This is a genomic window from Terrisporobacter glycolicus ATCC 14880 = DSM 1288, assembly GCF_036812735.1.
Taxonomy (GTDB): Bacteria; Bacillota; Clostridia; order Peptostreptococcales; family Peptostreptococcaceae; genus Terrisporobacter; species Terrisporobacter glycolicus.
Genome location: NZ_CP117523.1, coordinates 601,274 through 622,079 on the forward strand (window position 1 = coordinate 601,274; position 20,806 = coordinate 622,079).

Annotated in this window: 17 protein-coding genes and 1 riboswitch; of the genes, 16 read left to right on the top strand and 1 reads right to left on the bottom strand. The window is 27.9% G+C overall.

What is annotated here, in order from left to right:
- Positions 1-100 precede the first annotated feature (100 nt).
- From TEGL_RS03115 to TEGL_RS03150, 8 genes are all read left to right on the top strand, one after another.
- Entirely contained in the window at positions 101-856 is a 756-nt protein-coding gene (locus tag TEGL_RS03115) for an ABC transporter ATP-binding protein (protein ID WP_018592356.1), read from the top strand.
- Positions 843-2,741, top strand: coding sequence for an FtsX-like permease family protein (locus TEGL_RS03120; RefSeq protein WP_018592355.1), 1,899 nt, complete (start codon positions 843-845; stop codon positions 2,739-2,741). Before TEGL_RS03115 ends, TEGL_RS03120 begins: the two co-directional genes overlap by 14 nt.
- A gap of 221 nt (positions 2,742-2,962) precedes the next feature.
- The gene (locus TEGL_RS03125) at positions 2,963-3,640 is read left to right on the top strand and encodes a DUF2628 domain-containing protein (RefSeq protein WP_018592354.1); all 678 of its coding nucleotides are present in this window, start codon (positions 2,963-2,965) and stop codon (positions 3,638-3,640) included.
- Between the two features lie 275 nt (positions 3,641-3,915).
- Complete coding sequence (locus tag TEGL_RS03130) at positions 3,916-4,434, top strand: folate family ECF transporter S component (RefSeq protein WP_018592353.1); 519 nt, start codon at positions 3,916-3,918, stop codon at positions 4,432-4,434.
- A gap of 305 nt (positions 4,435-4,739) precedes the next feature.
- Positions 4,740-4,850, top strand: a riboswitch (glycine riboswitch).
- 171 nt (positions 4,851-5,021) lie between these two features.
- On the top strand, positions 5,022-7,505 hold the full coding sequence (gene gcvPA, locus TEGL_RS03135; protein WP_018592352.1) for an aminomethyl-transferring glycine dehydrogenase subunit GcvPA: 2,484 nt from the start codon (positions 5,022-5,024) through the stop codon (positions 7,503-7,505).
- A gap of 1 nt (position 7,506) precedes the next feature.
- On the top strand, positions 7,507-8,955 hold the full coding sequence (gene gcvPB, locus TEGL_RS03140; protein WP_018592351.1) for an aminomethyl-transferring glycine dehydrogenase subunit GcvPB: 1,449 nt from the start codon (positions 7,507-7,509) through the stop codon (positions 8,953-8,955).
- A 111-nt stretch (positions 8,956-9,066) separates the two neighbouring features.
- Positions 9,067-9,408, top strand: a complete 342-nt coding sequence (locus TEGL_RS03145; protein WP_018592350.1) for a winged helix-turn-helix transcriptional regulator — start codon at positions 9,067-9,069, stop codon at positions 9,406-9,408.
- 87 nt (positions 9,409-9,495) lie between these two features.
- On the top strand, positions 9,496-10,887 hold the full coding sequence (locus tag TEGL_RS03150) for a dihydrolipoyl dehydrogenase family protein (RefSeq protein ID WP_018592349.1): 1,392 nt from the start codon (positions 9,496-9,498) through the stop codon (positions 10,885-10,887).
- 64 nt (positions 10,888-10,951) lie between these two features.
- Here the strand turns inward: TEGL_RS03150 and TEGL_RS03155 are convergent, their stop codons facing one another.
- Complete coding sequence (locus TEGL_RS03155) at positions 10,952-11,899, bottom strand: calcium/sodium antiporter (RefSeq protein ID WP_018592348.1); 948 nt, start codon at positions 11,897-11,899, stop codon at positions 10,952-10,954.
- Between the two features lie 397 nt (positions 11,900-12,296).
- Between TEGL_RS03155 and TEGL_RS03160 the strand changes: the two genes are divergently transcribed.
- From TEGL_RS03160 to TEGL_RS03195, 8 genes are all read left to right on the top strand, one after another.
- Positions 12,297-13,007, top strand: coding sequence for a response regulator transcription factor (locus tag TEGL_RS03160; RefSeq protein WP_018592347.1), 711 nt, complete (start codon positions 12,297-12,299; stop codon positions 13,005-13,007).
- A 105-nt stretch (positions 13,008-13,112) separates the two neighbouring features.
- The gene (locus TEGL_RS03165; RefSeq protein ID WP_018592346.1) at positions 13,113-14,033 is read left to right on the top strand and encodes an ABC transporter ATP-binding protein; all 921 of its coding nucleotides are present in this window, start codon (positions 13,113-13,115) and stop codon (positions 14,031-14,033) included.
- Positions 14,026-14,805, top strand: coding sequence for an ABC transporter permease (locus TEGL_RS03170; RefSeq protein WP_018592345.1), 780 nt, complete (start codon positions 14,026-14,028; stop codon positions 14,803-14,805). Before TEGL_RS03165 ends, TEGL_RS03170 begins: the two co-directional genes overlap by 8 nt.
- Positions 14,806-14,828: 23 nt before the next feature.
- Positions 14,829-15,740: a sensor histidine kinase gene (locus TEGL_RS03175; RefSeq protein WP_018592344.1), complete on the top strand. Its 912-nt coding sequence runs from the start codon at positions 14,829-14,831 to the stop codon at positions 15,738-15,740.
- 158 nt (positions 15,741-15,898) lie between these two features.
- Positions 15,899-17,740, top strand: coding sequence for an asparagine synthase (glutamine-hydrolyzing) (gene asnB, locus TEGL_RS03180; RefSeq protein ID WP_018592343.1), 1,842 nt, complete (start codon positions 15,899-15,901; stop codon positions 17,738-17,740).
- Positions 17,741-18,083: 343 nt separating this feature from the next.
- A complete protein-coding gene (gene glpK, locus TEGL_RS03185; RefSeq protein ID WP_018592342.1) occupies positions 18,084-19,613 on the top strand; it encodes a glycerol kinase GlpK in 1,530 nt (509 codons plus the stop codon).
- 30 nt (positions 19,614-19,643) lie between these two features.
- The gene (locus tag TEGL_RS03190) at positions 19,644-20,357 is read left to right on the top strand and encodes an MIP/aquaporin family protein (protein ID WP_018592341.1); all 714 of its coding nucleotides are present in this window, start codon (positions 19,644-19,646) and stop codon (positions 20,355-20,357) included.
- 202 nt (positions 20,358-20,559) lie between these two features.
- Positions 20,560-20,775, top strand: coding sequence for a hypothetical protein (locus tag TEGL_RS03195; protein ID WP_018592340.1), 216 nt, complete (start codon positions 20,560-20,562; stop codon positions 20,773-20,775).
- Positions 20,776-20,806 lie beyond the last annotated feature (31 nt).

Here is a 20,806-nt window from a genome sequence, read left to right on the forward strand (position 1 = left end):
GACACATATTATCTCCAAAGTGTTAGGTTAAGAGATGGAAGCAAATACCTTAAACCTATAAAATATAAGTATAATAAATATTAGAAATTTGGAGGGTAATATGTTAAAAACTATTAATTTGAAAAAAGATATTAAAAATAATAAAAATACATTTAAGATATTAAAAGATATTAATTTAGACGTAAAAGAAGGCGAATTTTTATCCATAATGGGACCTTCTGGAGCAGGAAAAACTACTTTGCTAAATATTTTATCAACAGTAGATAAACCTACATCAGGAAATGTATATTATGCGAATAAAGATATAAGTAAAATGAATAACAAAGAGCTATCTAAATTTAGAAGAGATAATATTGGTTTTATTTTTCAGGATTATAACTTATTAGATAGCATGAGCGTGGAGGATAATATAGCCCTACCTCTTGTAATTGGTAATGAAAAACAAAGCAAAATAAAAGAAGAAGTTATGAGACTTGCTAAGTTTTTTGGAATAGAGGCTCATCTTAAAAAATATCCTTATGAATTATCTGGAGGACAAAAACAAAGAGCAGCAACAGCTAGAGCTCTTATAACATCACCAAAGATAATTTTTGCTGATGAGCCAACAGGAGCGCTAGATTCAAAATCATCATCAGAGTTATTAAATTGTTTAAAAGATATGAATGAAAAATTTAACGTGACAGTTATTATGGTTACACACGATCCATTTAGTGCAAGTTACTCTAAAAAGGTTATCTTTATGAAAGATGGAAAACTAAATGCTAGGATAGATAGCTCAGGAAATAGAAAAGAATTTTACAATAGTATAATGAATTTACTTACTTCCATGGGAGGTGAAGTAAATGAACTTCTTTAAACTTTCCTTTATGAACTTAAAACAAAATTTGAAAAACTATGGAATGTACATATTTTCTATGGTATTTTCTATTGTAGTATTTTATAACTTTATAACATTGATGTTTAGTGAACAATTTAGACAGATACAGGATTTAAATGTAATATCATCTTTAGCAGGTGTTTGTGCATTAGTATTGTGTTTATTTTTCGTGTTTTTTATTTCTTATTCAAGTAGTTTTTTTATAGAGCAAAGAAAAAAAGAATTTGGTATTTACACTTTTATGGGTGTTGAAAATAATAAAATAGCTTTACTATTTGCTGGTGAAGGATTGCTAACAGGTATAATAGCTTTAGCTGGTGGTATACTTGGTGGAATTTTAACTAATAAATTATTTTTAATGGCATTGGCTAAAATTTCTAAAGTAAGCACTGTGATGAGGTTTGAAATTTCAAAAGAAGCCATTTTAATAACTAGTTTAATTTTTTTATGTATATTAGTCTGTGTTTTTATTAAAGAATATATAGTTTTATTAAAAACTGATATAACAAAACTTATTAATGCAACAAATATATATCAAAGTGATAATAGTAAAAATAAGACTTTACAAGGTATTTTAGGATTAATAGTTATAGTTTTAGCTTATGCTGTGATTTTATATTACAAAAGATATAATATACCATTTCCAATTGCCATATTTGCTACAGTAATTATGGTTATAATAGGAACAATGCTATTGTTTAAAGGATTTTTCACCTTTTTAGTGTCAAAATTAATTAATAATAAAAACTTCTTATATAAAAATACTAATGTATTAAGTTACAATAATATAATTTTTAGAATAAGAGATAATAATAAAGTTCTAGGTCAAATTGCAGTATTAATAACTTGTTGCTTAACTTGTGTAATAGTATCTATTGCCACTAGGACTGTTTTTACTGAAGGTAAAGAATCTGAATATCCATACAGTATAACCTATGAAGGAAATTTAGATAATAAGGTTGTTCAAGAAGCTTTAAACAAAAGTGATGAGAAGGTTGATTTTAAACTACAAACTGAGCTTATGTATATTGATATTACTGAAAATGGTAAAAAAGAATCACCGTTTATGTTTGCAGGTAATATGGATTTTATAAAATATTCAGATATAAAAAAAATATGTGAGTATAGAGACCTGGATAATGAGAATAAATTTTTAAATACACAGATAAAAGATAATGAAGCAATATTAATAATTCCTAAAAACTTAATAAATGCCTTTGACTTTAAAGTGGATTTTGATTTAGGTAATAAAAATATTAAAATAATTGACTATTATGCAATGAATTTATTTGGATTTTTTAGAGGTAATCTTCCATCTGTTATTGTAAACGATAGTACATTTAATTCTTTAAAAAAAGACTTAAATAAAGATACAGAAAATATATCTTGTATCACCTTAGAAAACTTTGATAATAGTGCCAATATAGTGAAAGATATAAAGAAAAACAGTAATATGAAACCTTATAGTGTAGATAATTTCAATGAAGATAGGTATAATTTTATAAATGCAATTTACTTTATAGGTCTATTTATGTCATTGGTATTTATAATATCTGTAGGAAGTATTATGTACTTTAAATGTATTTCTGATGCAAGTAAAGATAAGCCAAGATTTGATACATTGAGAAAAATCGGAACAAATCAAGAATATATTAATAAATCTATTTATAAACAAGTGGGAATATTTTTCTTATTTCCAGCTATAGTAGCTATTGTTCATAGCGCAGTAGCTAGTTATGCAGTAACAAATTTGTTTAACCAAGATGGAAGATTCTCTACAATATTAACCACTGGCATTTTCTCAGTAATTTATTTTATTTATTACTTACTAACTTCAAAAAAATATATATCTTTAACAAAATAATGAATTAAGCCGTATTTTATTTAATTAGACTAGATGAAATATGGCTTATATTATATTGTGAAACTTTATATTATGTTTTAATGCCACAGAATAATCCATTAACTTTTATTGCATATAAAGTAAAATAATTAATGAAATATATTATTAGACTCTATTGTAAGAATATATTAATAATAGTAAAATAAAAATACTTATTAAAAAATATTTAAGGAGAGAAAATTATGGCTGAAGATAATAGGTTCATATATTGCTCAAAATGTGGGAAAAAAAGTTCAAAAGATGCTAAGTTTTGTACAAATTGTGGAAATAAATTAATAACAATAGAGGATAGTATAAAAAGTACTACTGAAAATATTAAAGATGCTATAAAAAATAATGAAACATATAGAAGTTTTACAGATAATAATTATGATGAAAATTATAGAGCTGACTTTGATAATAGAGATATGGTTAAATTTATACAAACGAAAGAAGAATATTATATACCTAAATTTAAGGAAATCCAAGAGATATATAAATCTACTAGTTGGAACTGGGCTGCATTTTTCTTCAATTCATGGTGGTTTTTATATAGAAAAATGTATGTTATAGGTTTTGGACTTATTGTAGCAGATATATTAATTGGATTGCTGATGCCAACTGTATCATTAATTGCAAGTATAGCCATAGCAGTGATTTCAGGATTATATGGAAATATAGCTTATTTAAAACATATACAAAAGCAATTAAATTCTTTCACTAATATGGGAGAGGATATAAAGCAAAGATTAATATTAAATAAAGGTGGAGTTAATATAGCAATACCAATAATATTAGCTATAATTACCATAGTTTTTTTATTATTGATAGGTGCATTAGGAACATTTTTATTTATGTTCTCTTCTCCATATTATTACTAAAATTATATAATTTAATAATAATTAAGACACATAAACATTTATGTTTATGTGTCTTTTTTTATTTACATAGAATTATTTATTGGATTTACTGTAAAAAGGTTAATAATCTAATTATTTTAAAAACCTTTGTGCTACAATTTAATTAAGTTATTTAAATTTAATAGATAGGCTAATCAATAGATGATAATAAAAATATATATAAAGAATTTATCATTTTTGATAACTCCACACATGAATCACTTATTTATGTGCTAACCAAATTTAGGAGGAAATTTATGAATAAAAAATTTAATGTTAAAAGACTAGTTCAGACTAGTTTATTAGTTGCATTACAAATAATATTAACTAGATTTTGCTCTATACAAACGCCTATAGTTAGAATAGGATTCGGTTTTTTACCGGTGGCTATAATTGCTATTATGTACGGACCAATATGGTCTGGTGTTGCAAATGGTATAGCAGATATTATAGGTGTAGTACTATTTCCAACAGGAGCTTTTTTCCCAGGATTTACACTTACGGCCATATTGTCGGGAATAGTATATGGAGTATTTTTACATAATAAGGCAGTTACGTGGACAAGAATAATAGGAACTGTTTTAGTTATAGATATAATTTTAAATTTAGGTCTTGATACTTATTGGTTATCTATTTTAATGGGTAAAGGATTTATAGGATTATTACCAACGCGTTTACTTAAAGAAGCTATTATGATACCGTTAAAAGTTATAACAATAGGTATTGTTTGGAAAAAATTTATAGTGAAATTACCTAAATTTTCACAAGCTATATAAGAAAAATGATTTGTATAAGATTTAACCACTGCGAATTTAGATTAAAAATAATAGTTGTTTAGCAATTCATATCAGAACTATAATGGCTAATATTGGGGTAAGTTTTTGATTTTTATTAAGTAACTTTAATGTATGATAAAAGCGATTATAATTTTTATAAGCACTTTTGTATATTTATTACATCTAATTATCTAATGATTTTGAATTGTCGAAAAAATCAGAAAAAATATATAAGAAAATGAACAAAAACAGTTGAAAAATATTATGAACTCACATACAATGATTTTAGAATTAAATAAATCCAAATGATATTTACGAGAGACGTTTTTACTTAGGTAAAAAGGCCGAAGAAGCAATCTGAAAATTGCCATTAAATTTTCAGAGAAACTTTCAGGCAAGAATATCGTAAATTGATGGAACTCTGGAAAGACTTTGCTCATTAAGAGTGAAAGTCACCGACGAAGAAAATGAGATTATCTCGCTAAAACTTTCAGGTAAATGAACAGAGGATATGTGGCTACTACTTGTAGTGTCTGCATATCCTCTTTTTTATGTTTATATAAAAAATGTGATGGGGGAGTAGGAGAATGATAGAATGTATGGAGTTAAAAAGAACTAAGTTATTTTCTACACATGAAAAATTAAATGCAAAAATGTTTGAATTTGCAGGATGGGAAATGCCATTAGAGTATGCAAGTGCAACTAAAGAACATGACTATGTAAGAAGAAGTGCTGGGCTATTTGATGTTTCTCACATGGGAGAAGTTGAAGTCAAGGGAAAAGAAGCATTTAATTTTATACAGTATTTAATTACAAATGACATTACAAACCTGAAAGCAGAAGAGATTATATACTCACCAATGTGTTATGAAAATGGAATGGCAGTAGATGATTTGTTAGTTTATATGATAGAAGAAGAAAATTATTTACTAGTAATTAATGCTGGTAATATAGATAAAGATTATGAATGGATTAAAAATCAAAGTGAAGAATTTGATGTAAATATAAGTAACGTATCTAATTATGTTTCTCAATTGGCAATACAAGGTCCAAAAGCTGAAGAAATATTATCTAAGTTAGTAAATATAAATTTAAATGATATAGAATTTTATAAATTCAAAAATAATATAGAGGTTTGTGGAGAAAAATGTATAGTTTCAAGAACAGGTTATACTGGTGAAGACGGATTTGAAATATACTGCGATGAAAATGTAGTAGAGAAAATATGGAATGATATTTTGGAAGTAGGAAAAGATAGCATAACACCAGCAGGTCTTGGGGCTAGAGATACTTTAAGAGCAGAGGTGAATTTACCTCTTTATGGCCATGAAATAAGTGAAGAAATATCTCCTCTAGAAGGTGGGTTAGGAATATTTGTTAAACTGAATAAAGAAAATTTTATAGGTAAAGAAGCTTTAATTGGTTTAAAGTCACAGGAAACTCAAAGAAAATTAGTTGCTTTTGAAATGCAAGGAAAAGGTATGATAAGAAGTGGCTATGAAGTAGAAGTAGATGATAAAGTTATAGGATTTGTTACTACTGGACTTAAATCTCCTACTTTAGACAAATTTATAGGAATGGCAATTATAGATAGTAATTATGCCAAAGTTGGAAATGAAATAGGAGTAAGAGTAAGAAAAAAACTTGTAAGTGCAGTAATAGTAAAAAGACCTTTTTATAAAAAACAATATAAAAAATCTGAAATAATAAAGGAAGAATATAAGCAATATTCATATATACCAGCGACTCATGAAGATGAAGAAAAAATGCTTAAAGCATGTAAAGTAAATACAATAGACGATCTATTCTCAGACATACCTGACAGTTTAAAATTAAAAAGAGATTTACAGTTAGAAGAATCAAAATCAGAATTAGAAGTTAGTCAAATAGTAAAAAACATAGCAGATAAAAATATAAGTACAGAAGAATTAACTTGCTTTTTAGGAGCAGGGGCTTATGATCATTATGTTCCTTCGATCATAAAACATATTACATCAAGAAGTGAATTTTACACAGCATATACACCATATCAAGCAGAAATAAGCCAAGGAACATTACAAAGTATATTTGAATTCCAATCAATGATAGCAGAAATAACAAAAATGGATATAGCAAATGCATCTATGTATGATGGTGCAACAGCAGCAGTGGAAGGATGCTTATTAGCAGTTTCAAAAACTAGACGTAAAAAAGTAGTAGTAGGAAAAACTGTTCATCCAGAAACAAGAAAAATATTAAAAACTTATTTACAATTTAATAATTGTGAAGTTGTGGAAGTTGATTATGATAGGGAGTTAGGTATGACGGATTTAAATAGATTGAATGAAGTAGTAGACGAGAACACTGCTTGTGTACTACTTCAAAACCCAAACTTTTTTGGTGTTATAGAAGACGTTGATGAAGTGGGTCAAATAGCTCATGGCAAAAAAGCTATGTATGTATTAAGTGTAAATCCAATAACTTTGAGTGTACTAAAGTCTCCAGGAGAAGTAGGAGCAGATGTAGCTGTGGGAGATGCTCAGCCTTTAGGAAATGCATTAAACTATGGCGGACCATATGTAGGATTCTTAGCTATAAAATCAGGTTTAATAAGAAAAATGCCTGGTAGAGTAGTTGGTCAAACAGTAGATAGAGATGGAAATAGATGTTACTGTTTAACTCTTCAAACCAGAGAACAACATGTTAGACGTGAAAAAGCAACTTCAAATATATGCTCTAACCAAGGTTTGTGTGCATTAAACTCAGCAATTTATATGGCAACTATGGGTAAAAAAGGCTATGAGGAAGTAGCAATGCAAAATATACAAAAATCACATCATGCATATAAGAAAATAAGTAAAGGCGGAAAATTCCAGATACTATTTAAAGGAAAATTCTTCAATGAATTTGTGATGAAATCACCAATTGAAATAAAGGAACTAAATAAAAAATTGTTAGAGAATAATATACTTGGAGGATATGATTTAGGCAAAGATTATCCAGAATTGGCAGATTGCACTATGATTTGTGTAACTGAAAAAAGAAGTGCAGATGAAATAGATAAATTAATGAGAATTATGGAGGGAATGTAAAATGAAAGAATATAATAGCTTATTAATTGAAATTTCCAAGGAAGGAAGAAAAGCTTATTCTCTTCCAAAACTAGACGTAGAACTTACAAAACTAGATGAAATGCTAGATCATAATATGATAAAGAAAACTGATTTAGAATTACCTGAATTAAGTGAGTTAGATGTAGTAAGACATTATACTTTATTATCAAATAAGAATTTCGGTGTGGATACAGGATTTTACCCTCTAGGATCTTGTACTATGAAGTATAATCCAAAAATAAATGAAGATATGGCTTCACTTAGCAAATTTACTAATATGCATCCTTATCAGCCAGTTGAAACATCACAAGGATCTTTAGAATTAATGTACAATTTATCAAAAATGTTATGTGAAATAACAGGAATGGATGAGGTAACTTTACAGCCTTCTGCAGGAGCACATGGAGAATATACAGGGCTTATGATGATAAGAAAATACCATGAAAGTAGAGGCGATTTAAAAAGAACTAAGGTTATAGTACCAGACTCTGCTCATGGAACAAATCCTGCCAGTGCAAATATGGCTGGGTTTGATATTATTGAAGTTGAATCAACTAAAAATGGAGCAGTTGATATAAATAAATTAAAAGAAGTACTAAATGATGAAGTAGCTGCATTAATGTTAACTAATCCAAGTACTCTAGGATTGTTTGAAAGAAATATAGAAGAAATAGCAAATCTAGTTCATGAAGATGGAGGACTTTTATATTACGATGGAGCAAATACAAATGCAATTATGGGAATAACTAGAGCAGGAGACATGGGATTTGATGTAGTTCACTTGAATTTACACAAAACATTTGCGGCACCTCATGGTGGTGGAGGGCCTGGAAGTGGTCCAGTAGGAGTAAAAAAAGATTTAATTCCTTATTTACCAGTGCCAACAATAGAAAAAGTAGATGATAAATATATATTAAATTATGATAAAAAGGACTCTATAGGAAAAATTAAAAATTACTATGGTAATTTTTCAGTAATGGTTAGATCTTTTGCATACATCTTAACTATGGGTAAAGATGGACTTAAAAAAGCAAGCCAAATGGCTGTTTTAAATGCAAATTATTTAAAAGAAAAGCTAAAAGAGAACTATGATTTGCCAATAGATGAAGTTTGTAAACATGAATTTGTATTAAAAGGACCTCATGGAGAATACAATACAATGGATATTGCAAAAAGAATGTTAGATTATGGCTATCATCCACCAACGGTTTACTTCCCATTAATAATTAGAGAAGCAATGATGATAGAACCAACTGAAACAGAAAGCTTGGAGACTTTAGATAAATTTATAGAAGCTATGAAATCCATAGCAAAAGAAGGAAGAGAGAGCCCAGAACTATTGACTTCAGCTCCTCATAACACTATTATTAGTAGAGTTGATGATGCAAGAGCAGTGAAAAAACCTATATTAACTTGGAAGAATAGATAAAAAATTAATATACCTAAAAAAATACCTAAGTAGTTATATAATTATATATTTCTTAGGTATTTTTTATTATAGTGTATAATAAGAAAATAAATATGTATTGGAGGATAAAAAATGTTCAAAATAGATGAAATAATTTATGATTGTCCAGTAGAAGCTTTGTCTAATATATTAGGTAAAAAATGGGTTGCAGTTATAATCTGGGAGATAAAAAGTGAAAAAATAAGATTTGGAGAGCTACAAAGGAAAATAGAAGGTTGTAGCAAAAAAATGTTAACACAGCAATTAGATTTATTAATTAATAATAAAATAGTTGTAAAAGAGAAGAAAACTATAAATAACACTATGGAGTCTACTTATTATTTAAGTGATAGCGGATTAAAATTACTTCCTATTATGGAGAGTATGATTCATTGGAGTAACAGTAACTTATCTTGTGACAAAGAGCATAAGTAGTTACAAAAAAGTGCCTAATTGAGTCATATTAATAATCTTGTTACTATTTAATCGAGAATAATAAAAGAGATAACAGGGGGACTTAATATGATAAATAAATATGATGCTATAATAATAGGATTTGGAAAAGGTGGAAAAACTTTAGGTGCTGATTTAGGCAGTAAAGGTTTAAAAGTAGCTTTAATAGAAAAATCTAAACAAATGTACGGAGGAACTTGCATAAATGTGGCATGTATTCCTACTAAATCTTTAGAGAATCAAGCTAGTAAAATTAGAAGACACAATCTTAATGATTTTAATGAAATGAAATTAAAATATGAACAAGCCATAGAAAATAAAGACGCTTTAACAAAAAAGCTAAGAATGGCTAATTATAATAAATTAGATAAAAATGAAAACATAACAATATTTACGGGAGAGGCATCTTTTGTAAATGAAAATACTGTGGAAGTTAACACTTTAAATGATGAAAAAATAATATTAGAAGGTGAAAAAATATTTATAAATACAGGTTCTAAGTCTTTTATACCAAGTATAAAAGGTATTGAAAACACTCAAATAGTTTATACGAGTAAAACTTTAATGAATTTAAAACAATTGCCTAAAAAAATAACTATAATAGGGGCTGGATTTATAGGACTAGAATTTGCAGGTATTTATAGTTCTTTTGGTAGTGAAGTGACAATAATAAATACTCATGATACTATTCTTCCTAAAGAAGATGAAGACGATGTAGCTGAAATAGTAAGTATACTTGAGAAAAGAGGAGTTAAGATATTAAATAAAGTTTCAATTAAAGAGATAATAGAAGAAAATAATGTTGCAAAAATACAGTACACTGATGGAAATGAAGAAAAGGAATTAATAAGTGATATAATTTTAGTGGCAACAGGAAGAAAAGCAAATATAGAAAACCTTAAACTTGAAAATGCAGGTGTAAAACTAAATGATAGAGGATTTATAAAAGTAGATAACACTTTGCAAACTACGACAAAAAACATATGGGCAATTGGAGATGTAAATGGGGGGCCTCAATTTACTTATATTTCTCTAGATGACTATCGTATAATTGTAAATCATTTATTTGGAGATAAAACTAGAAAAGTCAGTGATAGAAAAAATATACCTAGTGCCTTATTTCTAGATCCTCCTTTTGCTAGAGTAGGATTAAATATTAAACAAGCAAAAGAAAAAGGGCACAAAATTTTAGTAGCAAAAATGGAAACGGAAAATATTCCTCGAGCAAAACAAATAGGAAAAACAGAAGGTTTTATTAAAATAGTTATAGATAAAGATACAGAAGAGATTTTAGGTGCAACTATCATATGTGATGAATCTAGTGAAATGATTCATCTACTACAATTAGCAATAGATATGAAAGTAAAATACACATATTTAAGAGATAGAATTTATGCACATCCAACTATGACAGAAGGTATAAACGATGTATTATCACCGGCTATGATAAAAGAAATATAGAAAAAAGTAGCTGTTGCACAACAATTTTTTATTGTTTGTGTGACAGCTACTTTTTATTAGTTACTTATCTCATAATAGTATAAGCCATATAAGCTACGTATAATATAAGGAATATAATACCTTGTGATTTTACAAGTGAATTGTCTTTTTTCATAAAGAAGTATAAAAGTACAGTTATAGCAACCATGAATATTACATCTATTAAGGCAAAGGCACTTATAGTTATAGGACTTATAGTAGTAGCCAATCCTAAAACTAATAAGATGTTAAATATGTTAGATCCTATAACGTTTCCTATTGCTATTTCTGTTTCACCTTTTTTTATTGCCACAACAGATGTTACAAATTCAGGTAACGATGTACCAATAGCAACTATTGTTAATCCAACTAAGTTAGCACTCATTCCAAAAGATGTTGCTATGTCAGTAGCAGAATCAACAACCATATCTCCACCTAATACTATACCAACAACACCAATTATACTTAGCAAAATAGTTTTTGGCATAGATGATTGTCCAGCAACTTCTACATCCATAGTTGTTGCAGCCTCGTTAGCAGTTTCTTGACTACTTTTTTTAGCAGACTTTACTGTATCAATTAAAAAATATGCAAATACAGCTAGTAGTATTAATCCTTCTATTCTACTAATATTTAAATTTAATCCAAATAGTAATAGCAAAGCACTAACTAATAGTAAAAAAGGTGCATCTTTTTTTATTGTACCTTTTTGAACTGGTAGTTTAGCGATTATTGCTGAAACACCAAGAACTACAAGTATGTTGAAAAAGTTTGATCCAACAACATTAGCTACACTCATATCATTTTGTCCAGCTAATGATGATGTAATACTTACAGCTGCTTCTGGTGCACTTGTTCCCATGGCAACAATTGTAAGTCCTATAACCATGGCAGGAACATTAAATTTTTTTGCTATAGATGATGCCCCTTCCACGAATAAATCAGCTCCTTTTATAAGAAAAAAGAAACCTATAATTAAAAGTAAAAATGACATTTTAATTCCTCCGAATTTCATTAAAATAATTTTGACGATATTATAGGATACCACAAAAACTGAATATTTACAAAGTATTTTGAAAGAATCATGGTAGTGGTAATATGTTTATATATTGTATAAATTTAATTAATTTTTTAATAATAAAATAAGCTATTTATAAAAATAAATAGCTTATTTTATTATTAATCTTTCACTTTTAGGATTTCAAATAATTGAATCATTAAAATATATTCTTTGAACTTTATTCCACCCTTTAGGATTAAATATATATTCTACATTTCTTTAAAAAATTATTCCTGGAAATTATAATAACTTAAACATATTTGTTAAAATGGAATAAATTAACTAATATAATAGTATGTAGAGAAAAACTTTTAATTTAAGGAGAAGAATTATGGAGAAAGAACATATTTTAGTAGTTGAGGACGATGATGATATAAATAATCTTATTGCTAAAACACTGCAAAAACAAGAATATAGAGTTACTCAAGCTTTTTCTGGAAGTGAAGCTAATCTTCGTTTGTCTATGGATAAGTTTCATTTAGTAATGTTAGATTTAATGTTACCAGGAATCACAGGAGAAGAATTAATAAAAGAAATTAGAGAAAAACAAGACATGCCTATTATAGTTATTTCAGCAAAAACTTCCTTGGAAGATAAAGTTAATGTATTAGATTTAGGTGCAGATGATTATTTAACCAAACCATTTGAACTAGAAGAGATATTAGCTCGAGTAAATTCTCAGCTAAGAAGATATAGAAAATTTGGAAATGCGGTTAATTATAACTTGGAAAATAAAGATGGATACAAATTTAAAGAATTAGTATTAAATGAACAATCTAGAACAGTTAAGATTAGGAATGAAAATCTTTCTTTGACTAATCATGAGTTTGATATTTTATATATTTTAATAAAAAATCCAGATAAGGTTTATTCAAGAGAAGCCTTATACGAATTAGTATGGAAAAGTGGCTATTATGGAGAAGACAATTCTGTAAATGTGCATGTGAGTAATATAAGAAAGAAAATAAAAGAAGTAGAAAAAGAAGAGGAATACATAAAAACAGTTTGGGGTATAGGATTTAAATTAAATAATAATCAATAATCTTTAAACTTTCTTTAAACTTTCTTGAATATTTATTAAAAATATTTTTGTATTATTATAAATATAAAGTTAATTAAAATTTAAAAAAATTGAGGGAGATTAAGGATGAAAGCAGTTATAAGAACACATAAACTGTGTAAAAAGTATGGTAAAGATTTTGCATTATCAAATATAAATATTACTGTAAATCAAGGTGATATTTACGGTTTAGTAGGGAATAATGGCTCTGGCAAAACTACATTGCTTAGAATTTTAACAGGTCAAGGAGTAGCCAGTAGTGGTCAATTTGAATTATTTGAAAAATCATCAAAAGAAGAATTAAATAAGGCTAGATGTAGAACAGGAACAATAATAGAATCACCAAGTTTTTATGAAAAATTAACAGTAGAGCAAAATATGGAGTACTATAGAATTCAAAGGGGAATACCAGGTAAGGTCAAAATAGATAAAGTTTTAGAAGAAGTAAATTTATTAGATGCAAAGAAAAAGAAATTTAAAGATTTATCTCTTGGTATGAAACAAAGATTAGGATTAGCATTGGCAATGATGACAGAGCCAGAATTATTGTTATTGGATGAACCTATAAATGGACTAGATCCATCGGGTATTATAGAAATAAGAAATTTACTTTTAAAACTTAATAAAGAAAAGAACATAACAATTCTAATATCAAGTCATATATTATCTGAATTATCAAATGTTGCAACTTGTTATGGATTTTTAAATAAAGGATATTTAGTAGAAGAATTATCAGCAAAAGAACTTGAGGAAAAATGCAAAACTTACTTAGAAATAAAAGTTAGTAGTCCTAAAAAAATGTCAGCATTACTAGAAGAAGAGCTAGGCTATAAGGATTATAAAGTATTGCCAGAAGATAGAATACAGATATTTGAAGGTATTGATAAGCCAGAAAAAATAAGTAATTTAGCTGTTTCTAATAGCATAGGGTTATTAGCTATGGAGGAAAAATCTTTAAATCTTGAAAATTATTATATGTCTTTAATTGGAGGTGTTCAACATGCTTAATTATATAAAAAGTGAATTTTATCGTAATTTACATTCTAAGGGGAATTATATATTTTTATTTGGGTGTATGTCATTTGTTATATTTTTAAATGGAGTACTTGCTGCTTTTGCTAATAATACACCAAACTTTCCTTATGCAGGTACTTGGTTTTCTTTTTCATCATTATATTCAAGTATGGGGATACCACTAGTTTTATGTCTACCTATGGTAGCAGTAGTATTTGGGCAAGAACACAAAAGTCATACTTTAAAAAATGCTATTTCTTATGGTATACCAAGAAGTGAAATTTATTTTGGCAAATTTATAGTTTTATTAGTAATAGCATTAATTAACTTAATTGTTATTAGTGCTGTTTATATTGGAAGTGGTTTGATATTACTTGATAATAGTGGTTCAGTTTATTTAAAGGAATTAATAAGAGCTTTAATAGCTTGTGCACCATTATTTTTGATTAGTAGCACTGTTGCTCATTGCCTTTACTTTATTTTTGACAACGAAACAACAGTTTCCATGTGGTGGGTTTCAATTATGGTTATAATACCAAAAATTTTAGAGTTATTGGGGGCTAGAGTTGAGGTATTAAAAAAAGTAGCACATTTTATGCCATGGAATATAGTGAAAAATATTACACAAGGAAGTGGAGATCATAAATTTATATTCTTTTGGAGTAGCCAACAAGGATTAACAAATTGCTTTATTGTAGGTATCATTGGAACAATAGTATTTTATTTATTGGGAATGAAATTATTTGAAAAGGTTGAAATAAAATAATATTAAAAGGGGGTGTGCAGATTATGATATTTATGGTTATAGTTTTATTTTTTACAAGTGTGTATTTCTCTGCACGCTTTTTTTTACTTTCTAAAAATATTAGAGAAGCAAAAGATAATTTAAAAGAAATCATCAAAGAGATAGGACAAAATAGAAGACTTACTTTGTCTTCTCCACATAATGATATGGAAAACTTATTAGAGGAAATGAATAATTATTTAGAAATAACGCAAAGGGAAAAAATTAAAAATGGACGAAGAGAAAAAGAATTACGAAAAGAAATAGAAAATATATCTCATGATTTAAGAACTCCATTAACATCCATATTGGGTTATGTTGAATTGATGAAGGATGAGGAAATAAGCAATGAAGAAAAATATGAATATATTTCAATAGTGGAGAAAAAATCTAGAGCATTAAAAAATCTAATTCAAGATTTTTATGATTTATCCAGGCTAGAAACTGATGAATATAAGATGGAAACAAAAAATATAGATATACATAAAGAGTTAATGGAACAATTGTTGATTTTTTATAATGATTTTGATAAAAAAAATATACATGTAGAATTGAACCTTGGTGATGAGGCAATAATAATTCAAGGTGATTTAAAAATTATAGAAAGAATTTTTATCAACTTGATTCAAAATGCAATTAAGTATACAAAGGATACTTTTAAAGTATGTATAAAAGAATCAAGAGATAATGTTGATATAATTTTTAGTAATAATGTAAAAAACTTAGAAGAAGTTCATGTAGAAAAACTATTTAATCGTTTTTATATGAAAGATCAATCAAGAAATAATCAAAGTTCTGGATTAGGACTTACCATAACTAAGCTCTTAGTTGAAAAGATGAATGGTAGTATAAAGGCAGAAATAAATGATAACTTTATACATTTTATAATTACTTTTAAGCATGATTTTAAAAGATGAATAAATTTAAAAAATAAGGGAAATACCTAATTATATACTATATATTTGAATAAAATTAACCACATTAAAATTTTAACAAAAACAAATAAACCTTAGTTGTATCAAAAATTATGTATTCATCATATAGTAATATATCTTGAACAAATGGAGGCTATATTATGTGTGGAATTGTAGGATGGTCTAATCTTAAAAATAATATAAGAGATTACTCCCATATAATGGACAAAATGATTAGTACACTTAAGCTTAGAGGACCTGACTCAGGAGGATTAAAAGTTTATAATCATGCATTAATTGGTCATAGAAGACTTGCTATAGTTGACCCAACTGGAGGTCTTCAACCTATGACAAAAAAAATAGGTAATAAAGAATATACGATTTGTTATAATGGAGAACTTTATAACACGGAAGAAGTAAGAGCTGGCTTAATTGCAAAAGGATATTCTTTTGATTCTTATGGTGATACAGAGGTTCTGTTAACATCATATATTGAATATGGAAAAAACTGCGTAGAATATCTTAATGGTATTTTTGCATTTGGAATTTGGGACGAATATAATCAAGAGTTATTTTTATGTAGAGACCCACTTGGAATTAAACCGCTTTTTTACTCTTATAAAGATAGTAATTTAGTTTTTGCATCGGAAATGAAAACTTTATTACAACATCCAAATGTAGATTCAGTAGTAGATAAAGATGGTTTGATTGAACTTATGTCTTTAGGACCAGGAAGAAACTTAGGTAGTGGAATATTTAAAGATATAAAAGAACTTCCACCAGCATTTTATTTAATATTTAATAGCAAAGGTATAACTTTAAATGAGTATTGGAAACTAGAAGTAAGAGAACATGAGGATGATTTAGAAAAAACGAAAAATACTGTTAGAGATTTATTAGTAGAAATCATAGAAAATCAACTTGTTAGTGATGTACCTGTGTGTACTTTTTTATCTGGAGGACTTGACTCAAGTATAATTTCAAAGGTTGCCTTTGATAAATTTAAAGAACAGGGATCTAAAACTCTAAATACTTTTTCTATAGACTATGAAAATAATGATAAATATTTTAAGAAAAGTTTATATCAACCAAACTCTGACTTAGAATATGTAAAAAGAATGGTAGACTTCTTAGGAAGTAATCATCATGGCATTGTTTTAGATAATATTGATTTGGCGCATGCATTAGATGATGCAACTATAGCTGCTGATTTGCCAGGGATGGCAGATATAGACTCATCATTATATTTATTTGCAAAAGAAGTAAGAAAATATGCTACTGTAGCTTTATCAGGCGAATGTGCTGACGAAGTATTTGGAGGATATCCTTGGTTTACAAGAGAGTACGATTCTATTGAAATATTCCCTTGGGCAAATTCTATAGGTTACAGAAAAAATATTTTAAAAGATGATTTAAAACAACTTCCTATTGAAGAATATGCAAAGCAAACTTGTAGAGATAGTATAAATAGAGTAGAAAAATTACCAGGAGAAAGTCACGAAGATAAAATAATAAGAGAGTTATCTTATATAAACATTAAGCACTTTATGCTTACTTTAATTAATAGAAAAGATAGAATGACTATGTCTAATAGTTTGGAAGGCAGAGTACCCTTCGCTGACAAAAGATTAGTACAATATGCTTTTAATTTGCCAAAAGATTTAAAGTTACTACATGGTAGAGAAAAAGGACTACTTCGTGAAGCTGTAAGAGGTTTAGTACCAGATGACATTATAGACAGAAAGAAAAGTCCTTATCCAAAAACTCACAATCCTGAATATACTAAAGAAGTTAGCCAAATGCTAAGATTGATTTTAGAAGACAAAACTTCTCCAATTCATCAGATTGTGGATTATAATTTTGCTTCTAGATTAATTGATACAGGAGGCACATCTTTTGAACAACCTTGGTATGGACAATTAATGACTGGTCCACAAGTTATTGCTTATTTAATTCAGTTTAATAACTGGATGAAGTTTTATAATGTTAAATTAGATATATAGATATGAAAAAGTCATTAATATAAAGTTTATTAATGGCTTTTAAAATTACTTTTGGTAGAATTTTTTGTAAATAAAAATTATTCTGTTAATAAAATATCAATAGTTGCTACTGAAAAAATAGTATGTTAACATTTAAATATAAAATTGAATAAAAATACATGAGAATTGGAGAGTAATATTAAATTGGCATAAGCCTTTATTTAATATTACTTTTTTTGTGTAAATTCATTTTAAAAAAATAATTATATAACTTGGGAAAACGTTTTATAAATAATTATATATGCAATTAAACTATTTAAGCTTATTAAATAAAATTTAATTATAAAATAAGGGGGAAATGTATATGCCAAAATATGTAATGGCACTTGATGCTGGAACTACTAGTAACAGATGTATATTGTTCAATGAGAAAGGAGAAATGTGTAGTGTAGCACAAAAAGAATTTACACAGTATTTTCCTAAACCAGGATGGGTTGAACATGATGCAAATGAAATCTGGTCATCTCAGTTAGGTGTTGCAGTTGAAGCAATGGCAAAACTAGGAATAGGTGCAGAAGATGTAGCTGCAATAGGTATTACTAATCAAAGGGAAACAACTATTGTATGGGATAAAGATACTGGAGAACCAGTATATAATGCTATAGTTTGGCAATGTAGAAGAACATCAGAGTATTGTGATACACTAAAAGAAAAGGGCCTTACAGATAAGTTTAGAGAAAAAACGGGTCTTATAATAGATGCGTATTTCTCTGGTACAAAATTAAAATGGATATTAGATAACGTAGAAGGTGTAAGAGAAAGAGCTGAAAAAGGAGAACTTCTATTTGGTACAGTAGAGACTTGGCTAATATGGAAATTAACTAAGGGTAAAGTTCATGTGACAGACTATTCAAATGCATCTCGTACATTATTATTTAACATAAAAGATTTAACTTGGGATAAAGAAATATTAGACGAATTAAATATTCCAGAATCTATGTTGCCTAAAGCTATGCCATCGAGTGCTGTATATGGATATACAGATTCATCATATTTTGGTAAAGAAATAGCAATATCAGGAGCTGCAGGTGACCAACAAGCTGCTTTATTTGGTCAAACTTGCTTCACGGCTGGAGAAGCAAAAAATACATATGGTACAGGGTGCTTTATGTTGATGAATACAGGAGAAACTCCAGTATATTCTAAAAATGGATTAGTTACTACTATAGCTTGGGGACTTGATGGAAAAGTAAATTATGCACTTGAAGGGTCTATATTTGTTGCTGGGGCATCTATACAATGGTTAAGAGATGAACTTAGAATATTAGATTCAGCAGCTGATTCTGAATATATGGCTAAAAAGGTAGAGGATACTAATGGATGTTATGTGGTACCTGCATTTACAGGACTTGGGGCTCCACACTGGGATCAATATGCAAGAGGTACAATAGTAGGTCTTACACGTGGTGTAAGTAAATACCACATAATAAGAGCTACATTAGAGTCACTAGCATTCCAGGTAAATGATGTATTACAAGCTATGAAAGCTGATTCAGGAATAGAGCTAGAAGCATTAAAAGTTGATGGTGGAGCAAGTGCTAATAATTTATTAATGCAAATGCAAAGTGATATGATTGATGCACCAGTTAAACGCCCAGTTTGTGTAGAAACTACAGCAATGGGGGCAGCATACTTAGCAGGACTTGCTGTTGGGTATTGGCAAAGTAAAGAAGATGTAATAAAAAACTGGGGAATAGACGAAATATTTGAACCAGCTATATCATGTGAAGAAAGAAAAGAAAAAATTGAAGGATGGAACAAGGCAGTTAAACGTTCATATGGATGGGCAAAAGAAGATAAAGAAGATGCAAAAGAGGCAACTAGCTTAAGCTAATAATTAAATTAAATAAGGGAGTGAATCTAAATGTTACCATACATAGGAGAATTTTTAGGTACGATGATTCTAATTTTATTAGGAGACAGTGTAGTTGCCAATGTAAATCTGAATAAATCAGGAATGAAAGGTGCAGGATCAATACAGATTACAATAGCTTGGGGTCTTGCAGTATTATTACCAGCATTTATATTTGGAGCAGCATCAGGAGCTCATTTTAATCCAGCTTTAACTATAGCATTAGCAATTGATGGATCATTTGCTTGGTCTATGGTACCAGGATATATAATTGCACAAATAGCAGGAGCATTTGTAGGTGCATGCTTAGTATATATATTATTTAAATGTCAATTTGATGAAACAGATGATCCAAATACATTAAAAGGTGTATTTTGCACTGCACCATCAATAGAAAATAAACCATATAATTTTTTAAGTGAAATAATAGGAACTTTTGTTTTAGTATTTGCAATAAAAGGAATTGGTAATGTTGCCGGTGTTGGAGATATGGGATTAAATTATCTATTTGTATTTGGAATAATAGTATCAATAGGTATGTCTTTAGGTGGATTAACTGGATATGCTATAAACCCAGCTAGGGATTTAGGACCAAGAATAGCTCATGCAATTCTACCAATCAAAGGAAAAGGAAGTTCTAGATGGGATTATGCTATAGTACCAATATTAGGACCAATCATAGGTGGCGCTCTAGCAGCATGGTTATTTATGATTATACCATGGTAGTAAACTTATCATAAAAAATACATTAATAGAGATATGTAAGAGGTACTATTGAATAAAGAACAGTTAGTTGTAATATAAGGAAAGTATAAAAGAGTATAAAATTTATTTAAATATAAAAATGTCAACATAATGTTGACATTTTTTATTATTATAAACTAAAAAAGCTAATAATATATATAGAATGAATTCTGGAGGTATGACTATGGATAAAGAATTATTAAGCAACATAAATAAATTATTAGATGAAAAACTTATACCAATAAATAAAGAAATAGAAACAATTAAATTAGATATAAGTGAACTAAAACTAGAGATAAAAAACTCTTCTCAAAGTAAAAAAAATAATAATATTTTACATGAAAAGATAAATAAAGATTTAGACTATATAAAAGGATATTACTATAATCGTACACAATAATATAAGTTTAAGATGAAGAGAACTCCTTAAG